This window comes from Pseudoxanthomonas sp. PXM02, assembly GCF_014851805.1.
Lineage (GTDB): Bacteria > Pseudomonadota > Gammaproteobacteria > Xanthomonadales > Xanthomonadaceae > Pseudoxanthomonas_A.
In genome coordinates this window covers 574,874-600,407 of record NZ_JACVAK010000001.1, presented here as the reverse complement: position 1 = coordinate 600,407, position 25,534 = coordinate 574,874, and the positions used below count along the sequence as shown (strand labels likewise).

At 67.3% G+C, this 25,534-nt stretch carries 27 protein-coding genes; 19 read left to right on the top strand and 8 right to left on the bottom strand.

Annotation, left to right across the window (positions count from 1 at the left end; genetic code table 11):
* The first annotated feature begins 60 nt into the window (after positions 1 to 60).
* The 5 genes from IB225_RS02735 (at position 61) to IB225_RS02715 (ending at position 6,107) form a co-directional block, all read left to right on the top strand.
* Complete coding sequence (locus IB225_RS02735) at positions 61 to 1,920, top strand: amidohydrolase (protein WP_192310830.1); 1,860 nt, start codon at positions 61 to 63, stop codon at positions 1,918 to 1,920.
* A gap of 43 nt (positions 1,921 to 1,963) precedes the next feature.
* The gene (locus tag IB225_RS02730) at positions 1,964 to 3,619 is read left to right on the top strand and encodes an MFS transporter (protein ID WP_192309543.1); all 1,656 of its coding nucleotides are present in this window, start codon (positions 1,964 to 1,966) and stop codon (positions 3,617 to 3,619) included.
* 82 nt (positions 3,620 to 3,701) lie between these two features.
* Entirely contained in the window at positions 3,702 to 5,042 is a 1,341-nt protein-coding gene (locus IB225_RS02725; RefSeq protein ID WP_192309541.1) for an alginate export family protein, read from the top strand.
* Positions 5,043 to 5,118: 76 nt separating this feature from the next.
* The gene (locus IB225_RS02720; RefSeq protein WP_192309539.1) at positions 5,119 to 5,562 is read left to right on the top strand and encodes a RidA family protein; all 444 of its coding nucleotides are present in this window, start codon (positions 5,119 to 5,121) and stop codon (positions 5,560 to 5,562) included.
* Between the two features lie 215 nt (positions 5,563 to 5,777).
* Positions 5,778 to 6,107 (top strand): helix-turn-helix transcriptional regulator, encoded by a 330-nt coding sequence (locus IB225_RS02715; RefSeq protein WP_192309537.1) that lies wholly within the window; start codon positions 5,778 to 5,780, stop codon positions 6,105 to 6,107.
* A gap of 127 nt (positions 6,108 to 6,234) precedes the next feature.
* Here IB225_RS02715 and IB225_RS02710 read toward each other — a convergent pair whose 3' ends face one another.
* Positions 6,235 to 6,627: a RidA family protein gene (locus IB225_RS02710; protein WP_192309535.1), complete on the bottom strand. Its 393-nt coding sequence runs from the start codon at positions 6,625 to 6,627 to the stop codon at positions 6,235 to 6,237.
* 138 nt (positions 6,628 to 6,765) lie between these two features.
* Between IB225_RS02710 and IB225_RS02705 the strand changes: the two genes are divergently transcribed.
* Positions 6,766 to 7,689: a LysR family transcriptional regulator gene (locus IB225_RS02705; RefSeq protein ID WP_192309533.1), complete on the top strand. Its 924-nt coding sequence runs from the start codon at positions 6,766 to 6,768 to the stop codon at positions 7,687 to 7,689.
* An 80-nt stretch (positions 7,690 to 7,769) separates the two neighbouring features.
* On the opposite strand, the gene IB225_RS02700 is transcribed toward IB225_RS02705, so the two are convergent.
* Entirely contained in the window at positions 7,770 to 9,305 is a 1,536-nt protein-coding gene (locus IB225_RS02700) for a TerC family protein (protein ID WP_192309531.1), read from the bottom strand.
* A gap of 257 nt (positions 9,306 to 9,562) precedes the next feature.
* On the opposite strand from IB225_RS02700, the gene IB225_RS02695 reads away from it, so the two are divergent.
* The 3 genes from IB225_RS02695 to IB225_RS02685 are packed head-to-tail and all read left to right on the top strand — an operon-like array spanning position 9,563 to position 13,342.
* Complete coding sequence (locus IB225_RS02695; RefSeq protein WP_225583219.1) at positions 9,563 to 10,675, top strand: Fe(3+) ABC transporter substrate-binding protein; 1,113 nt, start codon at positions 9,563 to 9,565, stop codon at positions 10,673 to 10,675.
* Positions 10,676 to 10,685: 10 nt separating this feature from the next.
* The gene (locus tag IB225_RS02690; RefSeq protein ID WP_192309529.1) at positions 10,686 to 12,344 is read left to right on the top strand and encodes an iron ABC transporter permease; all 1,659 of its coding nucleotides are present in this window, start codon (positions 10,686 to 10,688) and stop codon (positions 12,342 to 12,344) included.
* Positions 12,341 to 13,342 (top strand): ABC transporter ATP-binding protein, encoded by a 1,002-nt coding sequence (locus IB225_RS02685; protein WP_192309528.1) that lies wholly within the window; start codon positions 12,341 to 12,343, stop codon positions 13,340 to 13,342. Before IB225_RS02690 ends, IB225_RS02685 begins: the two co-directional genes overlap by 4 nt.
* Positions 13,343 to 13,346: 4 nt before the next feature.
* On the opposite strand, the gene IB225_RS02680 is transcribed toward IB225_RS02685, so the two are convergent.
* A complete protein-coding gene (locus IB225_RS02680; RefSeq protein ID WP_192309526.1) occupies positions 13,347 to 14,090 on the bottom strand; it encodes an SDR family oxidoreductase in 744 nt (247 codons plus the stop codon).
* A 98-nt stretch (positions 14,091 to 14,188) separates the two neighbouring features.
* On the opposite strand from IB225_RS02680, the gene IB225_RS02675 reads away from it, so the two are divergent.
* Positions 14,189 to 15,085 (top strand): AraC family transcriptional regulator, encoded by an 897-nt coding sequence (locus IB225_RS02675; RefSeq protein WP_192309524.1) that lies wholly within the window; start codon positions 14,189 to 14,191, stop codon positions 15,083 to 15,085.
* A 12-nt stretch (positions 15,086 to 15,097) separates the two neighbouring features.
* On the opposite strand, the gene IB225_RS02670 is transcribed toward IB225_RS02675, so the two are convergent.
* A complete protein-coding gene (locus tag IB225_RS02670) occupies positions 15,098 to 16,099 on the bottom strand; it encodes a DNA topoisomerase IB (protein WP_345776561.1) in 1,002 nt (333 codons plus the stop codon).
* A gap of 6 nt (positions 16,100 to 16,105) precedes the next feature.
* The gene (locus IB225_RS02665) at positions 16,106 to 16,396 is read right to left on the bottom strand and encodes a hypothetical protein (RefSeq protein ID WP_192309522.1); all 291 of its coding nucleotides are present in this window, start codon (positions 16,394 to 16,396) and stop codon (positions 16,106 to 16,108) included.
* A 228-nt stretch (positions 16,397 to 16,624) separates the two neighbouring features.
* Here IB225_RS02665 and IB225_RS02660 point away from each other — a divergent pair, with 228 nt between their 5' ends.
* From IB225_RS02660 to IB225_RS02620, 9 genes are all read left to right on the top strand, one after another.
* Entirely contained in the window at positions 16,625 to 16,924 is a 300-nt protein-coding gene (locus IB225_RS02660; RefSeq protein WP_192309520.1) for a hypothetical protein, read from the top strand.
* A complete protein-coding gene (locus IB225_RS02655; protein WP_192309518.1) occupies positions 16,924 to 17,304 on the top strand; it encodes a hypothetical protein in 381 nt (126 codons plus the stop codon). The genes IB225_RS02660 and IB225_RS02655 overlap by 1 nt, the downstream gene beginning before the upstream one ends.
* A gap of 488 nt (positions 17,305 to 17,792) precedes the next feature.
* Positions 17,793 to 18,125: a hypothetical protein gene (locus IB225_RS02650; RefSeq protein WP_192309517.1), complete on the top strand. Its 333-nt coding sequence runs from the start codon at positions 17,793 to 17,795 to the stop codon at positions 18,123 to 18,125.
* A gap of 611 nt (positions 18,126 to 18,736) precedes the next feature.
* Complete coding sequence (locus IB225_RS02645) at positions 18,737 to 19,219, top strand: hypothetical protein (RefSeq protein WP_192309515.1); 483 nt, start codon at positions 18,737 to 18,739, stop codon at positions 19,217 to 19,219.
* 139 nt (positions 19,220 to 19,358) lie between these two features.
* Complete coding sequence (locus tag IB225_RS02640; protein ID WP_192309513.1) at positions 19,359 to 19,577, top strand: polyprenyl synthetase; 219 nt, start codon at positions 19,359 to 19,361, stop codon at positions 19,575 to 19,577.
* 8 nt (positions 19,578 to 19,585) lie between these two features.
* Entirely contained in the window at positions 19,586 to 20,470 is an 885-nt protein-coding gene (locus IB225_RS02635) for a pseudouridine synthase (protein WP_192309511.1), read from the top strand.
* Positions 20,471 to 20,599: 129 nt separating this feature from the next.
* Positions 20,600 to 22,846, top strand: coding sequence for a patatin-like phospholipase family protein (locus IB225_RS02630; RefSeq protein WP_192309509.1), 2,247 nt, complete (start codon positions 20,600 to 20,602; stop codon positions 22,844 to 22,846).
* On the top strand, positions 22,836 to 23,264 hold the full coding sequence (locus IB225_RS02625; protein ID WP_192309507.1) for a hypothetical protein: 429 nt from the start codon (positions 22,836 to 22,838) through the stop codon (positions 23,262 to 23,264). Before IB225_RS02630 ends, IB225_RS02625 begins: the two co-directional genes overlap by 11 nt.
* Positions 23,265 to 23,292: 28 nt before the next feature.
* The gene (locus IB225_RS02620; RefSeq protein ID WP_192309505.1) at positions 23,293 to 24,306 is read left to right on the top strand and encodes a L,D-transpeptidase; all 1,014 of its coding nucleotides are present in this window, start codon (positions 23,293 to 23,295) and stop codon (positions 24,304 to 24,306) included.
* Positions 24,307 to 24,330: 24 nt separating this feature from the next.
* Here IB225_RS02620 and IB225_RS02615 read toward each other — a convergent pair whose 3' ends face one another.
* From IB225_RS02615 to IB225_RS02605, 3 genes are read right to left on the bottom strand one after another with little or no spacing between them, the layout of a single operon-like run.
* Positions 24,331 to 24,555, bottom strand: coding sequence for a hypothetical protein (locus IB225_RS02615; protein ID WP_192309503.1), 225 nt, complete (start codon positions 24,553 to 24,555; stop codon positions 24,331 to 24,333).
* The gene (locus IB225_RS02610) at positions 24,552 to 24,971 is read right to left on the bottom strand and encodes a VOC family protein (RefSeq protein ID WP_192309501.1); all 420 of its coding nucleotides are present in this window, start codon (positions 24,969 to 24,971) and stop codon (positions 24,552 to 24,554) included. The genes IB225_RS02615 and IB225_RS02610 overlap by 4 nt, the downstream gene beginning before the upstream one ends.
* Positions 24,968 to 25,444 (bottom strand): AraC family transcriptional regulator, encoded by a 477-nt coding sequence (locus tag IB225_RS02605; protein ID WP_192309499.1) that lies wholly within the window; start codon positions 25,442 to 25,444, stop codon positions 24,968 to 24,970. Before IB225_RS02605 ends, IB225_RS02610 begins: the two co-directional genes overlap by 4 nt.
* Positions 25,445 to 25,534 lie beyond the last annotated feature (90 nt).

Genomic DNA, 25,534 nt, shown 5'->3' with positions numbered 1-25,534 from the left:
GCGGGCGCCGCTGCCGCCGGCCTGACCCGACACGGTTTCACTCATGCGAAGGAGCCCCCCATGGCGGACCTGATCCTGCACAACGCCAGAATCACCACCCTCGATCCGGCGCGCCCGGCTGCCTCGGCACTCGCGATCGCCAACGGCGTCATCGTGGCGGTCGGCGACGACGCGACCATCATGGGCAAGGCGGGCAGCCACACGCGCGTCATCGATGCCGGTGGCCGCCGGCTGATCCCGGGCCTCAACGACAGCCATACCCACCTCATCCGCGGTGGCCTGAACTACAACCTGGAACTGCGCTGGGACGGTGTGCGCTCGCTGGCCGATGCGATGGCCATGCTGCGTGCGCAGGTCGCGCGCACGCCGGCGCCGCAGTGGGTGCGGGTGATCGGCGGTTTCACCGAACACCAGTTCGCCGAGAAGCGGCTGCCGACGCTCGAGGAGATCAACGCGGTCGCACCGGATACACCGGTCTTCATCATGCGCCTCTACGATCGCGCACTGCTCAACCGCGCGGCATTGCGCGCGGTCGGCTACGACAAGGACACGCCGAATCCGCCGGGCGGCGAGATCCAGCGCGACAAGGCGGGCAATCCCACCGGTCTTCTGTTGGCCAAGCCGAACGCGCTGATCCTCTACGCCACGCTCGGTGCGGGGCCGAAACTGCCGATCGAGTACCAGGTCAATTCCACCCGGCATTTCATGCGGGAACTGAATCGCCTTGGCATCACGTCAGTGATCGACGCCGGGGGCGGCTTCCAGAACTATCCCGACGACTACGAAGTCATCCGGAAGTTGCACGCCGACGATGAGCTGACGGTGCGCATCGCCTACAACCTTTTCACCCAGAAGAAGGGAGAAGAGTTGGCCGACTTCGATCGCTGGACGAAGATGCTCGCGCCGCGCGAAGGCGACGACATGCTGCGGCACAACGGTGCCGGCGAAATGCTGGTGTTCTCCGCGGCCGACTTCGAACTGTTCAGCGAGCCGCGTCCCGAACTGACGCCGAACCTGGAGCCCGATCTCGAGAGCGTGGTGAAGCTGCTGGTCCAGCATCGCTGGCCGTTCCGGATCCATGCGACGTACGAGGAAAGCATCGCGCGCATCCTCGATGTGTACGAGAAGGTGGATCGCGAGATGCCCTTTGATGGGCTGCACTGGATCATCGATCATGCGGAGACCATTTCCGAGCGCAGCATCGAACGCGTGCGCGCGCTCGGCGGCGGCATCGCCATCCAGCACCGGATGGCGTACCAGGGCGAGGCGTTCGTGGAGCGCTACGGCGCGGATTCCGCGGCACGGACGCCGCCCGTCCGGCGCATGCTGGACGCGGGCGTCCCGGTGGGCGCCGGTACCGACGCCACGCGCGTGGCGAGCTACAACCCGTGGGTGGCGCTGTACTGGTTGTGCACCGGGCGCACGCTCGGCGGTCTTCAGCTGTACGGCGAGGACAATCGCCTGGAGCGTGAGCAGGCGCTGCGCCTGTGGACGCACGGGAGCGCCTGGTTCTCCACCGAACAGACACGGAAAGGCGTGCTGGCGACGGGCCAGTTCGCCGACATCACGCTGCTGTCGGCGGACTTCTTCTCGGTGCAGGACGAAGTGATCCAGGACATCACCAGCGTGCTGACCATCGTCGGCGGCAAGGTCGTGCATGGTGAGGGCAACTTCGCGTCGCTGGCGCCAAGCTTGCCCGCACCGATGCCCGACTGGTCACCGGTGCGCCACTTCGGCGGCTACCAGGGCGCGACGTTGCAGCAGGCAACGGCAGTGTTCACCGCGGCGCACGATCGCACGCATGTGGCGGGTGCTGGATGCGGCGTTCATCGGCACGGTCATGCGGCGCACCACAAGACACCGATCCAGGATTACCAGAGCTTCTGGGGCGCGCTGGGCTGTTCGTGCTTCGCGTTCTGATGCACGCGCCCCACGTCCGCTTCATGCACTTCAGGAAACCGCGATGAACCAACCCTCTTCACCACCGGGCGCCCCCGTACTCGGTGCTTGGTCGCCTTTGAGCCAGCCCACGTTCCGCAATCTCTGGCTCGCGGTCCTCGCGGGCAACATCGGTACCTGGATCCACGACGTCAGTGCTGCGTGGGTGATGGCCGAGACCACCGGCTCGCCGTTCATGGTGGCCGCCGTGCAGTCGGCCACCACGCTGCCGGTGGTGCTGCTCGCGGTGCTGGCCGGCACGCTGGCGGACATCGTCGATCGCCGGAAGTACCTGATCCTGGCGCAGCTGTGGATGCTGCTGGTCGCCAGTACGTTGGCCGTGCTGGCGCACCTCGACATGCTGGGGCCATGGACCCTGATCACGCTGACGTTCGCGCTCGGCATCGGTGGGGCGATGGCCTTGCCCGCACAGCAGGCGACGGTGCCCGAGATGGTGCCGAAGTCGATGCTGAGCCAGGCGGTGGCGCTGTCATCGCTGAGCATGAACATCGCGCGTGCCGTGGGCCCCGCGCTGGGCGGGCTGATCGTGGCCAATGCCGGCATCCAGTGGGCCTTCGCGATCAATGCGCTCAGTTTCCTCGGCGTGGCCATCGTGCTGGTCGCCTGGCGGCGTACGCCGAGCGCGACGACATTGCCGCCGGAATCGTTCGGTGTCGCGTTGCGTGCGGGCCTGCGCTACGCCACGCAGGCCTCCGTGCTGCAGTCCGTGCTGGTGAAGGCCGCCAGCTTCTTCGTCTTCGCCAGCGCGTTGACGGCGTTGCTGCCCATCGTCGTGAACCGCGACCTGCAGGCCAGTGCCGGCACCTACGGGTTGCTGCTGGGCTGCATCGGCATCGGTGCGATCAGTGGTGCGCTGTTGCTGCCGAAACTGCGCGCACGCATCGATCCCGACCGCATGGTGCTGATCGCCACGCTGGTCTATGCCGGTTGCATGCTGGCACTGGCCTTGCTGCGCAACGTCCAGGTGCTGTTCGTGGTGTCGCTGGTCAACGGCTTCGCGTGGATCACGGTGCTCTCGTCGTTGCAGATCGCCGCCCAGACCTCGGTGCCGGCATGGGTGAGGGCGCGTGCGTTGTCGCTGTACATCGTCGTGTTCTCGGGCGGCATGGCCATCGGCAGCCTGGGCTGGGGCACGCTGGCGCAGCAGACCAGCACCACCACCGCCCTGCTGATCGCCGCCGCAGGCACCGTGGTCGCCGCACTGTTCGGTGTGCGGTATCGCCTGGGCGAAGCCGCGCGCGTGAACGTCACCCCGTCCGGTCACTGGCCGCAACCGGTGCTTGTGGACGATGTCGCGGGCGATCGCGGACCCGTGCTGATCACGATCGAATACAGGATCGCGCTGGATCACCGCGAGGAATTCCTCGCTTTGATGCAGGCGCTGGGGCGCAGCCGTCGTCGCGACGGCGCGGTGCAGTGGGGTGTCGCCGAGGATACGGAAGTGCCGGGCACGTACCTCGAGTATTTCCTGGACGGCTCGTGGCTGGAGCACCTGCGACAGCACGAGCGGGTCACCGAAGGCGAGCGGGTGCTGCAGGAGCAGATCCTCGCGCTCCTCTCGGACCCGACTGTCCGACCCCATGTCCGTCATTTCGTAGGCGGTAACCCGGGCGCGCCGTTGAAGACGTCGAACATGTCCGGCGGCAAGGAGATGGTGTGACCGTCCTGCGATGCACGATGGATACCGCACGGAACGGGCAGGGTACGCGTCGCGCGCTCCAGGATCGTCGAGCGGATTGATCATGCGCGCTGTCCTGTCTCCAGTCCTGCTGCTGATGGCGGTGGAATCTTCGGCGGCGCAGTTCGAATTGCTGCGCTACGAGGACAACTTCGCCACCCAGCGCCACAACTGTACGGAGCGTCGGCCGATGGCCTGCTGGAAGCATCGCCCGCTAGGCGAGGATGCGACCGTGAGCATCGGGGGCGGCCTGCGCTGGCGCTACGAGTACATCGACAACCCGGCGTTCGGCGATGCCCCGCAGGATCGCGCGGGGGTGGTGCTCCAGCGCTACTCCATCTTCGCGGACCTGGCATGGGGCGCGCACTGGCGTGGCTTCGCACAGCTGGGCATGTCGCTGGCACATGGACGGGCCGACGGACCCTCCCCGGTCGATGCCAATCGCCTTGATCCGACGAACCTGTTCGGCGAGTGGCGCGCCAACACGGCGACCGGGACCCGCGGTGTGCGCGTCGGCATCCAGGAACTGCGGTTCGGATCCGGCCGACTGATCGACGTGCGGGAAGGGCCCAATGTGCGGCGAAGTTTCGAGATGGCACGTGCCTATGCGCATTACGGCGACTGGCGCGTGGATGTCATCGCCGGCGTGCCCAGAGAGCATCGGCCGGGAACCTTCGATGATGCTCGCCTCGACAGCCAGCATCTCCATGGCGTTTACGGCGCTGGCCGCGGCTGGGACGTCTACCTGCTGCACTACGAGGATGCGCGCGCCCGCTATCTGAACGCTGCAGCGCACGAGCGTCGCTGGACCTTTGGTGCCAGGCGTTTCGAGGATCGGGGTGCGTGGGCGTGGAACTGGGAATTCATGGCCCAGGGCGGCCGCTACGGCAACGCCGACATTCGCGCGTGGTCGGTCGCCACCGACACGGGCTACACGTTCGAGGCCACCGTCTGGCAACCGCAGGTCGCGCTACTGGCATCCATCGCCAGTGGCGACCGTGACCCGGACGACGGTCGGCTCCAGACCTTCAACCCGATGTATCCCCGCGGCAACTACTTCGGCGACGAGGCGACGCTGGGGCCGCGAAATTTCTTCAATCTCCAGCCGGTGCTCCGCCTGCAACCCACACCGCGGATGGAACTGAGTGGCCGGGTCGACTTTTTCTGGCGCCACCGCACGCAGGACGGGGTTTACGCACCCAATGGCCGGTTGATACGCGCACCAGGTGACAGCAATGCCCGCCATGTGGCGACGATCGCCTCGCTCAGCGCTGACTGGGTCCTGACGCCGGGATGGGACGCCGCAATGACGCTCGCGTATTTCCGGCCGGGATCATTCCTGCGCGAGACGGGCGCACACGCGCCGCTAAGACATGTCGAGATGACGATCCAGCACCAGTTCTGAAGCGTGCCAACCCGTCGCCAGTTCCCGATTCTGCTGAGCGATCAACAGTCCCCAACCTGATGAGGAGGAAACATCCATGAGCAAGACCATCCGCCGCACCGCGAGCTTCGGCGTACCGTGGGAAAACGCCTACCGCTACGTGCAGGCCGTCCGGATCGACAACACGATCTATGTGTCCGGCCAGCTGTCGCATACCCCGCAGGGCGAGTTCGTCGCACCTGCAACACTGGACGAGAACGGCAAGCCGGCAGACTTCTCGACGATGGAGGCGCAGATGCGGCAGACCTACGAAAACGCGAAGTTCATACTCGGAGAACTGGGGGCGAGCCTGGACGACGTGGTCGAAGAAACGCTGTTCGTGCTGGACATTCCCTCGGCATTCGCGGCAAGCGGAAAGGTTCGTCCGGCCGTGTACGGACAGGAAGTTCCTCCGCTGGCGAGCAACCTGATCGGCGTCTCCTCGCTGGCGCGCCCGGATCAGCTGATCGAGATCGCGTTCCGTGCGGAAATCCGCCCTTGACGTCGGTGTTGAGCACCAGCTGTCTGGGATCGCAGTCGTCCATCAAGCGGCTGCGAACCGGCTGCCTCGTTGAACGACGGAAAGTAACGCAAGTGGACATGCCTCTACGATCCAATCCGAGGAATCTGTTTCGGATGCAGGAGGGCATTGGCGGCACTCCGTCGATGCCCCATGGGCCTGCTCCATTCCAGCGTGGATGCTCGAAAGCCAGGTCGGTGACCTCGGCGCTCGTCTACATCGAGTTCCGGTTCCGCGAGCCCATATCGCTGAAGGACATCGCCGAGGCATCGCATGTCAGCCGATTCCACTTCGCGCGTACCTTCCGCTCGCAGACCGGGATGAGCCCCATGCAGTACGTGCGCTGGCGACGCGTGCTGGAAGCGAAGCGTCTGTTGCGGACGGGGAGGGTTCCGTTGGCGACGATGGCGACGGACCTGGGCTACTTCGACCACAGCCATTTTTCGCGCGCATTCCGTGCGGCGACCGGCGTAAGTCCCCATCAGTATCTCGCCACCGTGAAGGGTTCTTGCGACGTCAGGCCGTAGACGCGCCGACATTGGCGCATCGCCGGCTATCGAGTGGTGGCCACACCGTGAAATCCGCTCATGGCGTCAAGCGGACACCCTGCCCGGATGTCCGCCTCTGGCTGACGGATGAAGCGCTCCTCCACTGTCACTCGGGAATTCGCGCGGTCACCTTGATCTCGAAGTCGAAGCCCGCCAGCCAGGTGACGCCGAGCGCGGTCCAGTTCGGGTAGGGCGTGGTCGGGAACACCTCGTCCTTGACCTTCAGCACGGTCTCGAACTGGTGCTCGGGATCGGTGTGGAAGCTGGTCAGGTCGACGATGTCGTCCAGACCACAACCGGCGGCGCGCAAGGTCGCCTCGAGACGGGTGAAGGCCAGGCGCACCTGGGTCTCGAAGTCGGGTTCGGGCGATCCGTCTTCACGGGCGCCCACTTGGCCGGACACGAACAGGAAGCCGCCGGAACGGATGGCGGGCGAATAGCGATGCTTGTCGTACAGGGCCCGGCGGCCCTCGGGAAAGACGACGTCTCGGATGGTCATGGGAAATCTCCTGATGGGGCCAACGGCCCTGGGGTGGATGGCGATCACTCTAGAGACGCCCTCCGCCCGGATATACGTCGCGATCGCGGGATCACTGTTTGTAGAATCCAAACAATCCCATCCATCCCTGGAGCCCGCATGGACCGTATTGACGCGATGCAGGCTTTCGTCCGCGTGGTCGAGACCGGCAGCTTCACCAAGGCCGCCGACACGCTGCAGGCCAGCCGGACGCGGGTCACGCAGCTGGTGCAGCAGCTCGAGACGCACCTGCGCGTGAAGCTGCTCCATCGCACCACGCGCAAGGTCAACGTCACCGCCGATGGCGCGGCGTACTACGAACGCGTGGTCCGTCTGCTCGCGGATATCGACGACGCGGAAACCAGCCTGTCGTCGGCGTCCGCCTCGCCGCGTGGCCGGCTGCGCGTGGACGTGCCCGCACCGCTGGCCAGCCTGGTGCTGGTACCGGCGCTGCCGGACTTCCATGCGCGCTACCCCGATATCCAGCTCGACCTCGGCGCCAGCGACCGCAAGATCGACCTGATCGACGAGAACGTGGACTGCGTCATCCGCGGCGGCGAGCTCACCGATGCGTCGCTGCGTGCACGACATCTCGCCGATCTGCCGCTAGGCGTGTACGCCGCGCCCGCGTATCTGGCGCGCGCCGGAGTGCCGGCGCATCCGTCGGCGATGGAGGATGCCGGGCACCGCATCGTCGGCTACCGTAGTTCGCGCACCGGCAGTGCGCTGATGACGCCGATGCATCGCGGTGACGAGGAACTGCGCGTGCAAGGGCGCCACGTGCTGTCGGTGGATGATGGCAATGCCTATCTCGCCGCCGGCCTCGCGGGGCTGGGCGTGCTGTGGCTGCCGCAGTACATGGCGCGCGGACCGTTGGCGCGTGGCGAACTGGTGACGCTCTTCGAAGACTGGCAGCTCGACCCGATGCCGATGTACCTGGCGTTCCCGCCCAGCCGGCACGTCAGCCGCAAGCTGCGCGTGCTCATCGACTGGGTCGTGGAGCTGATGGCGCAGCACGCGCCGGCCATCCAGCCACCGCGCTAGGTTCCTCGGCCCCGGCCATCGAAGGCGCGGGGCGGGGATGCATCAGGAACGGTCGACGCTGCGCGCAGACCGTGCCGGGATCACTCTTCGTCCACGGCCGTGATGCGTGCCTTGCCGACGCGACGACGCTCCAGCGTCAGCACGTCGATGCGCCAATCGCCCGAGCGCACGCTGTCGCCAACGGCAGGCAGCCGCTCCAGTGCGTGCAGGAACAGGCCCGACAGGCTGACGTACGCGGGATTTCGCTCCAGCGCGATGCCGGTGGCGCGCTCCACGTCTTCCATCGACATGGACGCATCGACGATCCAGCCGCCGTCGGCCTGCTCTGCGCCGTAGTCGGCATCGCGCGTATCCGCCAGGTCGCCGGCAATCGCGGCAAGCAGGTCGTTCGCGGTAACGATACCCTCGACGCTGCCGTACTCGTCCACGACCACCGCCAGCGGGATGGCGTGCTGCTTGATGCGCTCCAGCGCCCGCAGCGCCGTCGTGCCTTCGGGCAGCGTCAGCGGCTCGCGCAGATGGTCGGCCAGCACCAGCGGCTTGCCGGACAGCAGGCCCGCCAGCAGGTCGCGGCTCTGCACCACGCCCTGCAGGTTGTCGAGTTCGCCATCGCCGACCAGCAGGCGCGTATGCGGCGACTGCATCAGCAACTGCGCGGCGTGCTCGGGGCCCTTCCGGGTGTCGATCCACTGGATGTCGGTGCGCACGGTCATCACGCTGGCCACCGAGCGGTCCGCCAGCGTCAGCACGCTGCGGATCATGTCGTGCTCGACGGCTTCCAGGCCGGGTTCTTCACGCGCTTCCTGGCCGGACGGTTCGTTGGCGGCATCGGTCGACGGGCGCGAGCCGAGCAGCGTGAGTACCGCATTGGCGGTGCGCTGGCGGAAGGGCAGGCGCTGGGCGTGCTTCTCGCGATTGAAGCGCGACCACTGGTTGAAGCCTTCGATCAGGATCGAGAACACGATGGCCGCGTACAGATAACCCTTCGGGATCTTGAAGCCCAGGCCTTCGGCCACGAGGCTGAAGCCGATCATCAGCAGGAAGCCCAGGCACAGCACCACCACCGTGGGATGCCGGTTGACGAAGCTGGTGAGCGGCTTGCTGGCCAGCATCATCACGACCATGGCGATGATCACGGCCGCGAACATTACGCCGAGTTCGTCGACCATGCCGACCGCGGTGATCACCGAGTCGAGCGAGAACACGGCGTCAAGGATGACGATCTGCGTGACCACCAGCCCGAAGCTGGCGTACACCTTGTTGCCGCCGGCCTCGTGCGCACGGCCTTCAAGGCGTTCGTGCAGCTCCATGGTGGCCTTGAACAACAGGAACAGGCCGCCGACCAGCAGGATGAGGTCGCGTCCGGAGAAGGCGTGTTCGAAGACGGAGAACAGCGGCGTCGTCAGCCGCATGATCCAGGAAAGTGTCGCCAGCAGGCCCAGCCGCATGAGCAGCGCCAGGCTCAGGCCGATCAGGCGCGCTTTGTCGCGCTGATGCGGAGGAAGCTTGTCCGCCAGGATGGCGATGAAGACGAGGTTGTCGATGCCGAGGATGATCTCGAGCACCACCAGTGTTGCCAGACCCATCCAGATCGTCGGGTCGGATAACCATTCCATGCAGGTAAGTGGAAGCCAAGGGACTTGGATCATCGCACGCGTCGCGCAATGCGCTTTTCTCTACCGCGCGATTAACTGAATCTTACGTTCATGTTGTGCGGCAATCCGCACATGCGCGGATGATTTCCGCGGTGCCTTGCACTAAAGAAGGGCGTCGCGCGGTGGCTTCGTTGCTGGCCAACGCTTAGTATCGCGTCGTCGCTCAAGCCCGCACACGGCTACGCCAGAGCGCTCCACTCAATCACCTAGGAGAACCCATGCGTTCTGTTGCGCACCGTGTCCCTGCGTCCTTGATGGCGCGTACCTGCAAGCTCGCCGCTGCCGGCGGCCTGCTTGTCCTGCTCGTCGCCTGCAAGCCGCAGGCCCCCGCCAGCGAACCCGCCGCCGCTGCGCCCACGCCTGCCACGGGCGGTGGCGAACTGAACCTCTACACCACGCGCGAACCCGCCCTGGTGCAGCCGCTGCTCGATGCCTTCACCGCGCAGACCGGCACCAAGGTCAACACGGTGTTCGTCAAGGACGGCCTGCCCGAGCGCCTGCGTGCGGAAGGCGAGCGTTCGCCGGCCGACGTGCTGATGACCGTCGACAGCGGCAACCTGATCGAACTGGTCGATGGCGGACACACGCAGCCCGTCGCATCCGAGGTGCTCGATGCCGCGATCCCCGCGCACCTGCGTGCGGCCGATGGCCAGTGGTTCGCGCTGTCGCTGCGCGACCGCGTGCTGTATGCGCGCAAGGACCTGTCGCTGGCCGGCTTCGCCTACGAAGACCTGGCCAAGCCGGAATGGAAGGGCAAGGTGTGCATCCGCTCGGGCCAGCATCCCTACAACATCAGCCTGATCGCGGCGATGATCGCGCATGCCGGCGAACCGGCCACCGAACAGTGGCTGCGCGGAGTGAAAGCCAACCTGGCGCGCAAGGCTGCCGGTGGCGACCGCGAAGTGGCGCGCGACATCCTGGGCGGCATCTGCGACATCGGCATCGCCAACGCGTACTACGTCGGCCGCATGAAGAACAGCGAGGAAGGCTCCGAACAGCGCCAGTGGGGCGATGCGATCCAGGTGGTGCGCCCGGTGTTCGCCTCGGCAAATCCCAGCGGTACCCACGTCAACATCAGCGGCGCCTCGGTGGCGAAGTTCTCGCCCAACCGCGACAACGCGGTGAAGCTGCTCGAATACCTCGTCTCGGATGAAGCGCAGAGCCTCTACGCCAAGGCCAACTACGAGTATCCGGTGAAGGCGGGCGTCGAACTGGATCCGGTCGTCGCCAGCTTCGGCACGCTGACCAGCGATCCGCTGCCATTGCAGCAGGTCGTGGCCCAGCGCAAGAAGGCCAGCGAACTGGTCGATCGCGTGGGCTTCGACAACTGATCGTCGCGCGATGAGGACAGCCCGCCGGCTGCCCGCAGGATGGCGCATCGCCGCGGCCGGCATCGGGCTGGCCGCGGTGGCGCCGCTGATCGCGCTGGTGGTAGAAGCCGCCGGTGGCAGTGGCGGGCTGTGGGCGCACCTCGCGCGCCATGTGTTGCCGCAGGCGGGCGTGAACACGTTGCTGCTGCTGGCTGGCGTCGGCGTGATCGTCGGCGTCGTGGGTACGGGCACCGCCTGGCTGGTGACGGCGTACGCGTTTCCGGGTCGCCGCGTGATGGCGTGGGCATTGCTGCTGCCGCTCGCGGTGCCCACCTACGTCGTTGCCTACGTCTACCTCGACCTGCTGCATCCGCTCGGTCCGCTGCATGGTGGTCTGCGTGCGGTCCTCGGCATCGATGATCCGCGCGACCTGCGCCTGCCGGATGCGCGCTCGCTGGTGGGCTGCATCGTGCTGCTGGGTTTCGTGCTGTATCCGTATGTCTACCTGACCACCCGCGCGATGTTCATGACGCAGGCCGGCGGCCTGCTGGATGCCGCGCGCTCGCTGGGTACGCCGGCGTCGTCGCTGTTCCATCGCGTGGCGCTGCCGCTGGCGCGACCGGCGATCGCGGTCGGCATGGTGCTGGCGCTACTGGAAGCCCTCAATGACATCGGCGCGTCCGAATTCCTCGGCGTGCAGACGCTCACCGTGTCCGTCTACACCACCTGGATCGCGCGTGGTGATCTGGCCGGTGCGGCGCAGATCGCGCTGGGCATGCTGGCGGTGGTGCTGGCATTGCTGGCGCTGGAGCGCTACGCACGACGGCGGCAGCGCTACGCCACGGCGCGACGCCCGCAGCCGATGCAGCCCACGCGCCTGCGCGGCATCGGCGCGTTTGCCGCGTTCGTGGCAACGTTGTTGCCGGTGACGATCGGCTTCCTGTTGCCGTTCGCGCACCTGGCGATGAGCGGCTGGCAGCGCTGGCGGCAGGCCGGGTTGTCGCCGCAATTGCTGGACAGCCTGTGGAACACCCTGAAAGTCGCCGTGCTGGCCACCGCACTCACCCTGGTCGCGGCGCTGGTGGTGGTGTGGGCGCTGCGACTAGCGCGCGCGCGGCGGCACTCCCGCGTGGAGGCGATCAGCCTGCGCAGTGCCAGCCTGGGCTACGCCATTCCCGGCACCGTGCTCGCGCTGGGCCTGCTGGCGCCGATGGGCGCGTTCGATGCCGGTCTGTCCGCACTGCTGGCGCCGTTCGATGTTCGGCCACAGCTGTGGCTGATGGGTTCGGCCGCCGCGCTGGTGATCGCGTACACGCTGCGGTTCCTGACCATCGCCATCGGCAACCTCGAAGCGGGCATGGAGCGCATCGCACCGTCGCTGGACGATGCCGCGCGCAGCCTCGGCGAGACACCCGCCGCCGTACTGCGCCGCGTGCATCTGCCGTTGCTTCGACCGGCGCTGGCGGCGGGCGCCTTGCTGGTATTCGTCGACGTGATGAAGGAACTGCCGGCGACGCTGCTGCTGCGGCCGCTGGGTTTCGACACACTGGCGACCTGGCTGTACGCCGATGCCGCGCGTGGCGCGTATGAGGAAGGCGCCATCGCGGCGCTACTGATCGTGGTGGCCGGCCTGTTGCCGGTCGTGCTGCTGGCGCGTGCCGGCCATCGCATGGGGAGGTGCGCCGCATGACGCAGGACGCTTGGCTGGAACTGGACGGCGTAGCGGTCGGGTATCCCGGTCCGGACGGATGGCGCACGGTGGTGCAGGGCCTGTCGCTGGCACTGCCGCGCGGCGAGATCGGCGCACTGCTGGGCGCCTCTGGCTGCGGCAAGACCACCGCATTGCGCGCCATCGCCGGCTTCGAACCGATCACCGGTGGCCGCATCGTGCTCGACGGCATCGAGCTCGCGGGACAGCACCACGCGCTGGCACCGGAACAGCGGCGCGTCGGCATGATGTTCCAGGACTACGCGTTGTTCCCGCATCTGGATGTCGCCGGCAACATCGCCTTCGGCATCCACACGCTCGCGTCCGCGCCGCGCGCCGCGCGCGTGCAGGAACTGCTGGAGTTGGTCTGCCTGCGCGATGCCGCACGCGCCTATCCGCATGAACTCTCCGGCGGACAGCAGCAGCGCGTCGCCCTGGCGCGTGCGCTCGCGCCGCGTCCATCGCTGTTGCTGCTGGACGAACCCTTCTCCAGCCTCGACGTGCAGACCCGTGCGCGCCTCGCCGCGGATCTGCGCAGTCTGTTGAAGGCGGCGGAGACGACCTCGCTGTTCGTCACCCACGACCAGTCCGAAGCCTTCGCCATGGCGGACCGCGTCGGCGTGATGGCGCAGGGCGACCTGCTGCAATGGGATCGCCCCGACCGCCTGTACCGGCACCCCGCGCACCGCGAGGTGGCCCGTTTCATCGGGCGCGGCGTGCTGGTGCCCGCCGCCGTGCTGCAGGCAGGAGGCGAGGGCGACGTGCTGCTGCGACCCGGCGACCTGCGTCCGGATCCCGCCGGCCACCTGCGCGGCGTGCTGACCGCAGTGACGTTCCGCGGTCCGCATTTCGAAGGCCGCGTGCAGTTGCCGAATGGCGACTGCCTGGACGTCGACCTCGGCCCCGCAACGCCGCCCGCCGTCGGCAGCACGTTGGTCATGACTTGGCAGGATGCGGCGCCGATCCGCTTCCCTGCGTGACGCGCTAGCGCTGTGCCGCCAGCGCCACCGCGTCGGCGCCGGCCGGGAAATGCAGCTGTCCGTCAATGTCGTGGACCGCGTGCCACACGCCTTCCGCCACGTCGGTTTCCAGGGTCACGGCGGTGCTGCGGCCGAGTCCGGCGAACACGCTGTGCGCATACGGCTGGTAGTGCTCGGGAATCAGTCCCTGCATGCGCTGCTGTCCGTTGACGGTGAACCGCGTGGACGGTCCGTAGCCCGGTTCGACCAGCACGGCGCGTACGCCGAACGCCGCCAGTTCGTGCCGCAGCGATGCGGTGAAACCTTCCACCGCCGTCTTGCTCGCGGTGTAGGCAGCGACCAGCGGGAACGGCGCCAGCGTGGCGCTGGAGGTGACGTTGACGATGACGCCGGCACCGCGTTCGCGGAACTGCGGGATCACCGCCTGACACATCGCCATCGTGCCGAAGGTGTTGGTCTCGAACACCTCGCGCACCGTGGACATCGGCGTGGCTTCGAATGCACCGAACAGGCCGATGCCCGCGTTGTTGACCAGCGCGTCGATCGGACCCGCCGCGTCGATCGCCGCCGCGATGCTGTCGGGCCGGGTGACGTCCAGCGCCAGCAGGCGCAGGCGGGAGGAGGCGGGCAGCAGGTCTTCGCGCGGCTGGCGCTGGGTGGCGATGACGTTCCAGCCGTGGGCCAGGAAGTGGCGGGCAGTCTCCAGGCCGTAGCCGGAAGAGCAGCCGGTGATCAGGACGGTCTTCATGTGTTCTCCGAGAGTGGGTTGACGCGGGAGGCACGATAGGCCAGCCTCATCGGATGATCGATAACAGATCGTCGTGATTTATTTAGCGAGCGTCCGGAATGGCTGACCCGCTCTCCGATGTCGTGCGCCTGCTGCATCCGCGCTCGGTCTTCGCCAACGTCATCAGCGGCAAGGGCAACTGGGCCGTGCGCTATGCCGACTACGGGCTGCCCGGGTTCTGCATCGTGCTGGAAGGCAGCGCACTGCTGGCCGTGGACGGGCACGACCCCGTCACCCTGCGCGCGGGCGATTTCGTGCTGCTGCCCACCACGCCGCCATTCACCCTCTCCAGCTTCGTGCCGGCGCCGCCGGTCTTCATCGATCCGCGCGTGGTGCCGGGCGGACGCGGCGAACTGCGCCACGGCGATCCGGATGGACCGCCCGACATGCGCTCGCTGGGCGGCGCCTTCCTGTTCGATACGAAGCAGGCCGGCCTGCTGGCCTCGCTGCTGCCGGTGATCGTGCACGTGCAGGGATCGCAACGCCTGCAGCAGCTCGTGCAGATGGTCGGCGAGGAATACGAGGCGCAGCAGCCCGGCAGCGACTACCTGCTGTCGCGTCTGGTCGAGATGCTGCTGGTGGAAGCCATGCGCTGGACCAGTGCGCTGGATGCGCCGCCGGGCCTGCTGCGTGGACTGGGCGACGAACGGCTGGCGCGCGCGCTCACGCGCATCCATGCGGATATCGCGCACGCGTGGACGGTGGCCGAACTGGCGGACGCCGCGGCGTTGTCGCGTTCCACCTTCTTCGACCGCTTCACCCGCGCCGTCGGCGTGGCGCCGATGGAGTATCTGGCAACGTGGCGCATGGAAGTCGCCAAGGACCTGCTCGCCCAGGGCGAACTCACCGTGGCGCAGGTGGCCGAGCGCGTGGGCTATGGCTCGACCAGCGCCTTCAGCGTGGCCTTCAGCCGGCGCGTGGGCGAGCCGCCCAGCCGCTACGTCCGCGGGCGCTGATGCACGCGCGGATCAGCTGCCGCGCTGTGCGCGCCGCAGGTAACGGATCGCCGCGTTCTCCCATTGCCGCGGGCCACTCGCACCACGCGCCGCGCGTTGCAGCTGGCCGGCTTCCCAGCCGGTGAACACGCGCGGATCCACGTAGTTCTTCTCGCAGATGCGCGGCGTGTTGCCCAGCAGGTCGGCGGCGCCCCGCAACACCGCCTGTCTTATCCGCGTGCGCTGCGCAGCGTCGTCCTCGTCGGGCACGTCCGTGCCGGCGAGCGTGCGGAAGGCGAGCAGGGTGGCGCCCAGCGTGCGGAAATCCTTCGCCGTGTACGGCCCGTCGAGGTGCGCATGCAGGTACGCGTTGACGTCGCCCGAGGTGATGCGCTGCACCTTGCCGTCCTCGCGGTACTGGAACAGCGCCTGACCCGGCAGCTGCCGGCACTGGCGCACCAGTTTCACCAGCCGCGCATCGGACACGCTGGATTCGAGCGGTTTGCCGCCTTTGCCGCGGAACGCGAAGCGCACTTCGCCGGCAGCGATGAAGTGCGCGTGCACGTTGCGCAGCGTGGTCAGGCCGTACGAACCGTTTTCCTTCTGGTAGCTCGCGTTGCCGACGCGCAGCAGCGTGTGCCCGAGCAGGGCGACGACGAGCGCGACGATCTTCTCGCGCGGCAAGCCGGGCAGAGCGAGGTCGGCGCGCACCTGGCGGCGCAGGCGGGGCAGGGCATCGGCGAAGGCGATCAGGCGGTCGTACTTGCGCGCACCACGCTCGGCCTGCCACGCGGCGTGGTAGCGGTACTGCTTGCGCCCGCGCGCATCGCGGCCGGTCGCCTGCAGGTGGCCACTTGCGTCGGGGCAGATCCAGACATCGGTATAGGCCGGGGGAATCGCCAGTTGGCGGATGCGCGCGAGGGTGGCCGCATCGCGGATCGCGCGGCCGCGTGCATCCAGGTAGGCGAAGCCGCGCCCGCGCCGACGGCGGCGCAGGCCGGGCATGGCGTCGGAGGTGTAGTGCAGGCCGGCCACGACGGCTCAGAAGTCGTCGACGTACTCGATCACCAGACCGTACTGCGCGGCGATCCCGTCGGCGGTGGCGGTCACGGTCTCGGCATAGGGCGAGGCCACCTCGACTTCCACGTCGTGCACGTCGCTTGCACCGATGTCGTCGGGCAGCCCGGCGGAACTGGAATCGTCGTCGTCCATGTGCGGCATCAGGTCCGCCAGCTCCTCCAGGCGCTCCACGCCGTCGACGCCTTCCAGCGCCGCCATCAAGGCATCGAAGCCGGTCTGTGGGCCGGTGGCCCGGAGCCTGATCGTCGTCATCGTGTCCCTCCGCGCCGCGCGCGATGCTGTCGTGGCCTCGAACTTAGGTGCGGGGTGGTCACGCTGTCGTGAAGCTGGCGTGTTCCGGTGGTGGGGCGTTCAGCAGGAGGCGCGCCGTTCGCGCATCGGCTTGTTGGTCGGACGTGGCAGCCCTAAGATCCCGCTGTATTGCATGGGGGGCGGCCGCATTCACGGATCCGCTGTCGCGTAGTTTGCGGAGGGGCATGGATGATCTATCTGCGCTGGGGCAAGGACGACATCGTCGATCTGGAGAGCGTCGGACTCGCCCACGTCGTCACGGAGTGCGATATCGACGGATCGGTGCTGCGGGAGATCGGCTTCGATCGTTCCGGCAATCCTATGCATCGCGCACCGGATCCGGTCTCCGCCTTCTTCCTGTTCGACCTTCAATCGGTGGACGTCAGCCGCAAAACCGCCTGCATGTCCACCGAGCAGTTCAACGCCGCCTGGCGCGATGCCGGTTTGTCCGTCGGCACGCCATCCAACCATCGACAGGGATGTACATGATGAAAGTCGTCGCTGCAGGGTTTCTTCTGACAGGCGTTTCTCTGGCCACATCCGCTGCCGCACCCGAGCGCGTCCAGTTCACGGGCACGGTGCAGCAGGATGGATCGGCTCCCGTTGCGCTCGATCTCCAGTTGCCGTCCAGACAGGCCGCAACGCTTCGCCTGTCCGATGGCTCCTCGCTGGAGCTTGCGACGCCGGGAAGCGCCGCCAGTCCGGACAGCGCACGCGTCAGGCTGGTATCGCCTTCCGGCGAAGTCATGCACACGGCGACCATTCCGGGTGCCGGCGTCATCAGCACGTCGTTTGCGTATCTGGTCTGCAAGGGCGAGGTCACCTACATCAGTCCTGCGCCGGCGGTATCGCCCGCGTGCGATGCGTAACCTTGATGGTCCACTCAAGTCGAAGCCGCTTCGCGGGTCCGCTTAATCAAATGCCAAGGTCGACGATGCCGCGACGTTACGGGTTGACTTCACTGCTGGTTGCCTTGGCTTGCGTGGCCTGTGCCTCACCTCCCAGGGTTGATGTTGCCCAATGCAACGCGCGAGGTGGAGCCGTGCAAGGCGTCGGCATGTTTGGCACGCCCGCCTGTGTCATCCCTTACCCGGACGCCGGAAAGGCATGCAAGGATGGTTCGGAGTGCGAGGGCCTTTGCAAAGCGGCCCCGGACGCGGTCATCGGCGCCGAGGCGACCGGCACATGTCAGAAAGATACGCACGACATCTATGGATGCTACGACGAGATAAAAGCGGGCGTGGTTGTCGGGGGCATGTGCTTCGATTAGCCATATTCCGTAGGATGGGTTGAGCCGCAGGCGATACCCATCGGGTAGATCAGCCAGACCCCGTCTTTCGACCGGTGAAGAGACACCGTGAATAGCCCTTACTCACCACCCGATGCCGACTTGAGGCCAGACGTCGAATCGAGAGGTCGCGTTCTCCACGCCGTGGTTGCCTTCCTGTCCGGATTGATCGTCATTCCTTCCGCGATCTTTATCGCAGCCGAAATTCTCTTTCCGGGCGAACGTGGCATCGGCAACATCTACTTCTGGGGCAGCATTCTTGTGGGGAGTGTTCTGGCGGGCGTTCTGTCCTTCCCCTTCAAGCGCATGTCGCTTTGGCTGGCGGTTGTTTTCGGTCCTGCCTGCGTTTTGATCGCCCTGTTGGGGCTGGGGATTTGGGCCGTCGCCACCGATCGGATGTAGCACCTAGGATGGGTTGAGCCGCAGGCGATACCCATCGATGCGGTCAGTGTCGGGAATGCCGGTACGGAACAACGCGACCACGATCCGGCCGAACCTTGTCGCGTAGAACATGCGTGATGGGTATCGCCTGCGGCTCAACCCATCCTACGAAAGCGGTCCGCAAGCCTCCGCGGCTCGTCCGCAACCCTCCGAATCCCGGCTTCGACATGCCGCCACCTTGCGCGCGACTCGTCTAGACTTGCGCGCAAGTTCCGGCGCCTTGCACTGCAAGCCTCACAGACCCGCCTGCAAGCCTCGGATGCTCGCGCGCAAGCCTCCAAGGCTTGCGCCTCTCACATTGAGAGTCGCCGGCGAGTCTCGCGGGCTTGCCGCGACAAGCGTCCGGGGGTTGCGCGCAAGCCGCGGAGACTTGCCGGCGAGTGTTTCTGTCTTGCGCGCAAGTCTCCGCAGCCGACGCCTCACATTCCGAACCTTGCGGGCGGGCGGCAACGGCTTGTCGTGACATGTTTCCCATTAGCGCGCCGGATGCGTTCGACCCGTGCATCGCGCGCTACGCTGCGGGCGCCGGCCAGCGAGGCCGGTATCCCACGACACGGAATCAAGGACCGACCATGAGTCAAAACCGCATCAGCCTGAACTACTCCGAGAACTCGCTGGAGGTCATCGACGCCGCACTCGCGGTGCTGGACACCGAGTTCGCCAACCTCATCGGCCTGACCAACGACGAACGCCGCCAGCTCAACAAGATGGGCGACAAGTCCGAAGCCTTCTGCCGGCAGGCGGTCGTGGTGTTCTCCGAGAACAGCAGCGTGCTGCCGCGCAACTTCGACCTGCAAGGCTATCTCGACGACCTCAAGGCCCTCGACGAGCTGCGCCCGCGCCTGATGCGCGTGCAGCGCCTTTACGAACGCATGCTCGACAGCGAGATGGCGCTGGGCAGCGACCTGATGGCCGGCTCGCTGGAAGGCTATGCCGTGCTGAAGATCTCCGGCGAAGGCGAGGGCCTGGATCACCTGCGGAAGATCCTGTCCAACCGCTTCCGCCGCACATCGCGGCGCAGTGGCGAGGATGAAGGCAGCGACGCCGCGGAGTGACGCGCTGCACCTGATGCCACGAAAGGCCCCGCATGACGGGGCCTTTTCTTTTGATCGCACGACGCGCAGGACCGGCGCCCACATCCCGGAGACGCGCGCTGGTGCACAATGCCGCCCATTGAAACGAGCGGAACAGCCCATGGATATCGAGACCCTCCTGACGAACGCCCTGCGGGAAGCGGGGTACGGACAGGACGCCATCGGCTCGGCGATGCCGCGCATCCTGCGCATCCTGGAAGCCGAGGACGTGCGGATCGAGATGGGTCGCGCGCTGTCGCGCAAGGAGCGCGAGTACGTTCGCCTTCAGCTGGAACTGGGCCTCAGCGTGCGCGAAGTGGTGGCCGGGCTGAAGAAGTAGCCGGCGCCATGCGTCCGCCGGACATCGACGGACTGGCGGCCAGCACGCTGCAGTTGCCGCCCGGCACGTGGGCGACGGTGCTGGATTGCCTGTGCGAGCGGTTTCTGTCGGTCTCCCGGGCGCAGTGGATCGACCGGATGGCACGCGGGCGCGTGATGGATGGTGCGGGCCGCGCGATCACCCCGGAGACGCCGCATCGCGTCGGCCGGGAGGTGCACTACTACCGCGAAGTCGTCGACGAGCCGGTGATTCCTTTCGACGAAGCCATCCTGCACGTCGACGAAGATCTGCTGGTGGCCGACAAACCGCATTTCCTGCCGGTCACGCCCGCCGGTGGCCATGTGCATGAAACGCTGCTGGGGCGGCTGATCCGTCGCACCGGCAACACCGCCCTGGCGCCGCTGCACCGGATCGATCGCGAGACGGCCGGACTGGTGCTGTTCTCGACCCGTCCCGAGAGCCGCGCGCAGTACCAGGCGCTGTTCCGCGAGCGACGGATCGTGAAGCACTACGAAGCGCTCGCCCCGGCGTTGCCGCACCTTGCGTTCCCGCATACGCGCGCCAGTCGGCTCGTTGCCGGCACCCCGTTCTTCCGCATGCAGGAAGCGGATGGCGTGGCGAACAGCGAAACCCGGATCGAGGTGATCGCGCGCGACGGCGATCGCTGGCGCTATGCACTGGCGCCAGTCACCGGCCGCAAGCACCAGCTGCGCGTGCACATGGCCGCGCTGGGTGCACCGATTGCCGGGGATCCGCTGTATCCGGAGGTGCGTCATCGCGATCCGGGCGACTACACGGCGCGGTTGCAGTTGCTGGCCAGGCGGCTGGTCTTCATCGATCCGCTCAGCGGTGCCGAGCGCAGCCTCACCAGCGGGTTCGCGCTCGACGGTTGAGTGCTGTCGCCCCTGCGTGCGACGGTCGACGCGCTCGGTCATACTCGTTCGCGAGCGGTCCACTGTCGGGGACGACTGCTTCAACACGCGCCTGCGGGGAGTGCCCGACGTCATGCCCGGGAATCACACGTGCTCCGAATCACGCGCCACCTGCTGCTGTCCTGCTGCCTGCTGCTGATCTGCGTCCTGTCGAGTGCTGATGCCCGTGCGCAGGCGGCCGACGCCTCCGCTTCGCGCCCCAAGACCTGCCTGGTACTGGGCGGTGGTGGCGCACGGGGTGGCGCGCATGTCGGCGTACTGAAGGTGCTGGAGCGCGAACGCATCCCGATCGACTGCATCGTCGGCACCTCGATGGGCGCGGTCGTCGGTGGTCTGTATGCGGCGGGCTACAGCGCCGACGAGATCCAGACCATCCTGGACAACGTGGACTGGAACGCGGAGTTGCGCGACAAGCCGCCGCGCAGCGACCGTGGCATGCGCCGCAAGGAAGACGACCTGCGCCTGCTGGGCGGCATCGAACTGGGCATCCACGAAGGCCGCATCGCGTTTCCGCGCGGCGTCATCCAGGGGCAGCGGCTGGAACTGCTGCTGCGCAAGCTGTTGTTGCCGGTCGCCACGGTGGACGACTTCGACGACCTGCCCATTCCATTCCGCGCCGTTGCCACCGACATCGTGAAGGGCGAGAAGGTGGTGTTCGGCGGCGGCGATCTGGCGGCGGCGATCCGCGCCAGCATGTCGGTGCCGGGCGTGTTCGCGCCGGTGAAGATCGACGGCCGGCTGCTGGTGGATGGCGGCGTGCTGGACAACGTGCCGGTGGACGAAGCGCGCAAGCTGGGTGCGCAGCGCCTGATCGTCTCGCGCGTGGGTAGCCCACTGCGGACCGAAGAGGGGCTGACTTCGCCGCTGGCGATCACCGAGCAGATGAGCAGCATCCTGATGCAGCGCGAGGTGGAGGCGCAGTTGGCCACGCTGGGCGAGCAGGACCTGCTGCTGGCGCCAGACCTGGGCGACATCGGCAGCGAACAGTTCAACCGCGCGCCGGAGGCGGTGGCGCCCGGCGTGCGCGCCGCGGATGCGGTGGTGCCGCAGTTGCAGCGGTATGCCGTGGAGGCCGATGCCTACGCGACGTTCACCGCGCGTCACCGCATGCCGCGTTTCGACACGCCGGTGGTGCAGTTCGTCGATGTCGACGGCAGCAGCACCAACACGGCGGACTTCGTGCGCCAGCGCATGGCGCCGCTGGCCGGCAAGCCGCTGGAAGTCCCGGTGGTCGAGCAGACGCTGGCCACGCTGTACGGCGAAGGGCGCTACGAGAAGATCGGATGGACGCCGGTGCGGCGGGACGATGCCTGGGGGCTCAAGGTCAGTCCCGTGGACAAGGCCTGGGGGCCGGATTTCCTGCACCTGTCGCTGCGCGTGTCCGACGATTTCGACGGTGCCAGTGCGTACCAGTTCATCGCCGAACTGACCCGCACCGGCCTGTCCGAAGCCGGCGCCGAGGCGCGCGTGCGTGCGGCGATCGGCCAGGAGTCGCAACTGTTCCTGGAGTACTACCACCCGCTCGGGAAGCGTGCGCACCACGCGCTGTCGACGTACCTGCAGTACCGGGCGACCAACCGTGACATCTCGTTCGTGCAGGATGATCTGGGCGACTACCGCTACTTCCAGGCTTACGGGGGTGCGCGATGGACGTATTCGCCGCATCGCGACTGGGAGTTCTCCACGTTCCTCGAACGCGGCCACGAACGTGTGCGCTTCGATCTGGGCGATCCCGACCTCAGCGGCCGTTACCACGCCAACCTGGGCAGCTTGGGCGTGCAGTTGCGTCACGACTCGATCGACAGCTCCACGTTCCCCACGCAGGGGCATCGTGCCTCGCTGACGTACCAGCGGTTTGATGACGCGCTGGGGTCGACCGTGGACAGTGCGGTCACGCGCCTGCAGTGGGACGGTGCGTGGTCGCACGGCGAGCATCGTTTCGTGGGCGGCGTGCGTGCGTCCACGTCCACGGGCAGTGATGCATTGCTGGCGACCTACGGCTTCCTCGGCGGGCTGGGCAATCTGTCCGGCTATCCGGAGCAGAGCATTTTCGCGCCGCATACCGCGCTGCTGCGCCTGATGTACTACCGGCGTGTGTTGCGCCGGGACAGCTTGATCACCGTGCCGCTGTATGTCGGTGGCAGTGCGGAGTGGGGCGGCTTCTGGACGAGGCGCGACGAGGCGGACCTGGGCAGCATGATGCCGGCGGGCAGTCTGTTCGTCGGTGCCGATTCACCGCTCGGTCCGGTCTTCCTGGGCTGGGGCCGCGCCGAGGGCGGGCGCGATTCGTTCTACCTCACCTTCGGGTCGCTGCTGAGGACGCTCGATGGCTTCTGACCGCTCGCGCGCGCCTTCCACATCGACGACGGCGTGGCACGTGCTGCTCGGAGGTGCGTGGTATGCGCTTGCCCTGGTGTGGGGCGGCGAGTGGCTGTTCGCGCAGTTCACGGCGCGCGAATTCACGATGGGGTACGAAGTGGGGCCGCGCTGGACGCGCACGGCGCTGGCGTTCGCGCCGTTCGCCGGCCTGGCGTTGTACGCCTTCGTTCGCCGGCACGCGGTGTGGTCCGCGCGCGTGCGGTTGGCGTGGGCAACCGGCATCGCGCTGTCGCTGCTGCTGTGGCTGTGGTACTTCCTCGATCCGCTGCTCAACCCGGGTGGCGGTGCCAACATCGGCCTCGGCCTGGTGATGATGGCCTCGCCGTTGCCGATCTTCGTGGTGATGTGGCTGATCGCCCGTCGACCGCGCGCATGAACGCGTTTTCCCTCCAAGGAGCTGTCCGATGAAGGCGACCGTGCTGGTGGTGATGGCCTGCCTGCTGATGCCGTTCGCGGCGGACGCGGTGCCGTTCTGGGGCGCCAAGCAGTCCAGTCCGGCGGACACGCCGCCGTCGGCACTCAAGCCCGGCGAGTGGATCTGGGGCGGCGACAGCAAGGCGATGGGGCCGATGGCGGTGCTGGTCAGCCTGACCGAGCAGCGCGCCTATGTGTACCGCAACGGCGTGCTGGTGGCGGTGTCCACGGTCAGCACCGGCAAGCCGGGGCACGAGACGCCGACGGGGGTGTTCACCATCCTGCAGAAGGACAAGGACCACCATTCCAGCAAGTACAACAATGCGGCGATGCCGTACCAGGAGCGGCTGACCTGGGATGGCATCGCGTTGCATGCCGGCGGCCTGCCGGGCTATCCGGAATCGCACGGCTGCGTGCACCTGCCGTCGCAGTTCGCACAGACGCTGTTCGACAGCACGAACATGGGCATGGTGGTGGTGATCACGAAGACTGGCGAAGCGCCCGAACGCCTCGTGCATCCCACCGCGATCAGTCCGATCAGCGCCACCACGGGCGCGGATGACGAAGCCGCGCCGCTGCCGGCCGGGGAAGCCTTCCGCTGGCAGCCGGAGAAGGCGCCCGAGGGTGTCGTGTCGCTGGTGATGAGCACGGCGGACCGCCGCCTCTTCGTCTACCGCAACGGTGTGGAGATCGGTCGCGCCCGCATCGATTTCAGCGCCGCGGGTCCGCCGCAGGGCACGCATGCGTATCTCGTGGCGACCAGTGGCCAACCGGGACGGATGCCGCCGTGGTTGCGCATCGGCATTCCCGGGCACGAGGACGAAGCACGCCAGCCGGTCAGCCCGCAGGACGTTGCCCGCGTGGTGGTGCCGAGGGCGTTCGTCGACGACGTGCTGCCCTTGCTGGTGCCCGGCGTGGTGCTGGTGCAGACCGATGCGCACGTGCTGCCCGATACCACCGGGGTGAAGACACAGGTGCTCAATGCGGATCCGCCGACGCTGTAAGCGCAGCAGCGCGTTCCGATCCGTCTACGGGGACGCAGTGCCCGCGTGCTTCCGCCCAAGGTAAGGCAGGGCGAACAGGTAAAGCCCGGTGAACAGTTGCAGGAACAGCGGCGGCAGCGGCGAGTAGGTCACCCACGCCGGCGGTTCGCCACCCACGGCCGCACGCCAGGCGAAATTGAGCACCACGGTCAGGGTGAACACGATGGACAGCCAGCGATGGCTCTGGCGGGACAAGCGCGCGATGTTCATGGCGTCTCCCTGCGCTGGCTCTCGATCATCTTCCAGCCGTTGCCGGACGGATCGCGGAAGCCGGCGTCGACCTGGCCGTAGCGGCTGATAGGCGCCTGGATGAATTCCACGCCCTTGCCGCTCAGCGTGTCGTACATGGCCTGGCAGTCCTTCACCTTCAGCACCAGCGGCGGCATCGCGCCCTTGGCGACCAGACTGTCCAGCGCGGCGGCGGTGGCGGCGTCGTGCACCGGCGGACCGGGCTTGAACAGGCCCAGCTGCACGGACGGTTGCTCCGGGTGCTGCACCGTCAGCCAGCGGTAGTCGCCGTTGCGCACGTCGGCCTGGACGCGAAAGCCGAGCTTGTCCACGTAGAACGCCAGCGCTTCGTCCTGGTCGCGGACGTACACGCCGATCACATCGATACCCTGGTTCATGGGACCTCCTTCGTTGGTGGCGCCACCGTAGCGGCGGCCGCCTGCCTGCGCTTCTCCAAAACTGCGGTCTTCAGATCCGGGCGTTCGGCCGCGCGCAGCACGCACTCGGGAATCACGAACGGGGGCGCCACGGCGGCACGGGCGCGCTGGCGGCACTCGCCCGGACTCTCGCCGGTGATGTCGCGGAAAATGCGGCCGAAGGTGCCGATGCTGGTCCAGCCGGTCTGCAGCGCGATGTCGATGACCGGCGCGTCGGTATCGCGCAGCAGCGACGCTGCGCGTTCGATGCGTCGTGTCAGCAGGTAGCGGTGCGGCGGCAGGCCGAACGCCTGCTTGAACGAACGCGCGAAGTGCGCCGGCGACACGGCGCTGACCTCGGCCAGTCGTTCGACCGGCCAGTCCTGGTCGGGAAACGCGTCCATCCGGTCCTTGGCGCGCAACAACCGGCGCAGCAGTTCAGGGCTCTGGGTCACCGGCAGGGGCTCCGAAGGACGAGGGCGCGGCCAGCTCGTCCGCGACGCGCATTGTGCCCGCACCTGCGTCGTCGTCCGGTGCGATCGGTC

What these genes read in the sequence shown, in the direction of transcription:
- IB225_RS02735 (WP_192310830.1), top strand. Translation starts at nt 61, where the DNA reads ATGGCGGACCTGATCCTGCACAACGCCAGAATCACCACCCTCGATCCG.
- IB225_RS02730 (WP_192309543.1), top strand. Translation starts at nt 1,964, where the DNA reads ATGAACCAACCCTCTTCACCACCGGGCGCCCCCGTACTCGGTGCTTGG.
- IB225_RS02725 (WP_192309541.1), top strand. Translation starts at nt 3,702, where the DNA reads ATGCGCGCTGTCCTGTCTCCAGTCCTGCTGCTGATGGCGGTGGAATCT.
- IB225_RS02720 (WP_192309539.1), top strand. Translation starts at nt 5,119, where the DNA reads ATGAGCAAGACCATCCGCCGCACCGCGAGCTTCGGCGTACCGTGGGAA.
- IB225_RS02710 (WP_192309535.1), bottom strand. Translation starts at nt 6,627, where the DNA reads ATGACCATCCGAGACGTCGTCTTTCCCGAGGGCCGCCGGGCCCTGTAC.
- IB225_RS02705 (WP_192309533.1), top strand. Translation starts at nt 6,766, where the DNA reads ATGGACCGTATTGACGCGATGCAGGCTTTCGTCCGCGTGGTCGAGACC.
- IB225_RS02700 (WP_192309531.1), bottom strand. Translation starts at nt 9,305, where the DNA reads ATGGAATGGTTATCCGACCCGACGATCTGGATGGGTCTGGCAACACTG.
- IB225_RS02695 (WP_225583219.1), top strand. Translation starts at nt 9,563, where the DNA reads ATGCGTTCTGTTGCGCACCGTGTCCCTGCGTCCTTGATGGCGCGTACC.
- IB225_RS02690 (WP_192309529.1), top strand. Translation starts at nt 10,686, where the DNA reads ATGAGGACAGCCCGCCGGCTGCCCGCAGGATGGCGCATCGCCGCGGCC.
- IB225_RS02685 (WP_192309528.1), top strand. Translation starts at nt 12,341, where the DNA reads ATGACGCAGGACGCTTGGCTGGAACTGGACGGCGTAGCGGTCGGGTAT.
- IB225_RS02680 (WP_192309526.1), bottom strand. Translation starts at nt 14,090, where the DNA reads ATGAAGACCGTCCTGATCACCGGCTGCTCTTCCGGCTACGGCCTGGAG.
- IB225_RS02675 (WP_192309524.1), top strand. Translation starts at nt 14,189, where the DNA reads ATGGCTGACCCGCTCTCCGATGTCGTGCGCCTGCTGCATCCGCGCTCG.
- IB225_RS02665 (WP_192309522.1), bottom strand. Translation starts at nt 16,396, where the DNA reads ATGACGACGATCAGGCTCCGGGCCACCGGCCCACAGACCGGCTTCGAT.
- IB225_RS02660 (WP_192309520.1), top strand. Translation starts at nt 16,625, where the DNA reads ATGATCTATCTGCGCTGGGGCAAGGACGACATCGTCGATCTGGAGAGC.
- IB225_RS02655 (WP_192309518.1), top strand. Translation starts at nt 16,924, where the DNA reads ATGAAAGTCGTCGCTGCAGGGTTTCTTCTGACAGGCGTTTCTCTGGCC.
- IB225_RS02645 (WP_192309515.1), top strand. Translation starts at nt 18,737, where the DNA reads ATGAGTCAAAACCGCATCAGCCTGAACTACTCCGAGAACTCGCTGGAG.
- IB225_RS02640 (WP_192309513.1), top strand. Translation starts at nt 19,359, where the DNA reads ATGGATATCGAGACCCTCCTGACGAACGCCCTGCGGGAAGCGGGGTAC.
- IB225_RS02635 (WP_192309511.1), top strand. Translation starts at nt 19,586, where the DNA reads ATGCGTCCGCCGGACATCGACGGACTGGCGGCCAGCACGCTGCAGTTG.
- IB225_RS02625 (WP_192309507.1), top strand. Translation starts at nt 22,836, where the DNA reads ATGGCTTCTGACCGCTCGCGCGCGCCTTCCACATCGACGACGGCGTGG.
- IB225_RS02620 (WP_192309505.1), top strand. Translation starts at nt 23,293, where the DNA reads ATGAAGGCGACCGTGCTGGTGGTGATGGCCTGCCTGCTGATGCCGTTC.
- IB225_RS02615 (WP_192309503.1), bottom strand. Translation starts at nt 24,555, where the DNA reads ATGAACATCGCGCGCTTGTCCCGCCAGAGCCATCGCTGGCTGTCCATC.
- IB225_RS02610 (WP_192309501.1), bottom strand. Translation starts at nt 24,971, where the DNA reads ATGAACCAGGGTATCGATGTGATCGGCGTGTACGTCCGCGACCAGGAC.